The organism is Streptomyces aculeolatus, assembly GCF_020400605.1.
GTDB lineage: Bacteria > Actinomycetota > Actinomycetes > Streptomycetales > Streptomycetaceae > Streptomyces > Streptomyces aculeolatus.
Genome location: NZ_JAINRD010000097.1, coordinates 1 through 547 on the forward strand (window position 1 = coordinate 1; position 547 = coordinate 547).

At 68.7% G+C, this 547-nt stretch carries 1 protein-coding gene; it reads left to right on the forward strand.

All coding sequences use genetic code 11. The features are described from left to right. A partial coding sequence (locus tag LG396_RS38865; RefSeq protein WP_225798324.1) for an acyltransferase domain-containing protein occupies positions 1–547 on the forward strand: 547 nt, incomplete at both ends.

A 547-nucleotide genomic window follows, 5' to 3' on the forward strand; every position in this document is an offset into this window, starting at 1 on the left:
TGGGGTGGATGTGGTGCAGCCGGTGTTGTTTGCGGTGATGGTGGGTTTGGCCCGGTTGTGGGAGTCGGTGGGTGTGGTGCCGGATGTGGTGGTGGGCCACTCCCAGGGGGAGATTGCGGCTGCGCATGTGGCGGGTGGGTTGTCGTTGGAGGATGCGGCGCGTGTGGTGGCGTTGCGGTCGAAGGCGTTGGTCGCGTTGTCGGGTGGGGGTGCGATGGCGCAGGTGGCGTTGGGTGAGGTGGAGGCTGCGGCTCTGGTCGGGTCGTGGGAGGGCCGGGTTGTGGTGGCGGCGGTCAATGGGCCGGCGTCGACGGTGGTGTCGGGTGAGAGCGCGGCGGTGGAGGAGTTGCTGGCGCGGTGTGAGGCGGAGGGGGTGTGGGCGCGGCGTATCGGGGTGGATTACGCCTCGCACGGTCCGCAGGTCGAGGAGATCCGCGACGAACTGCTCCAGGCCCTGTCCGGTATCACTCCGGTGTCCTCGCGCATATCGTTCCACTCCACGGTGACCGGAGAGGTGACCGATACCGCGACCCTGGACGCCGGGTAC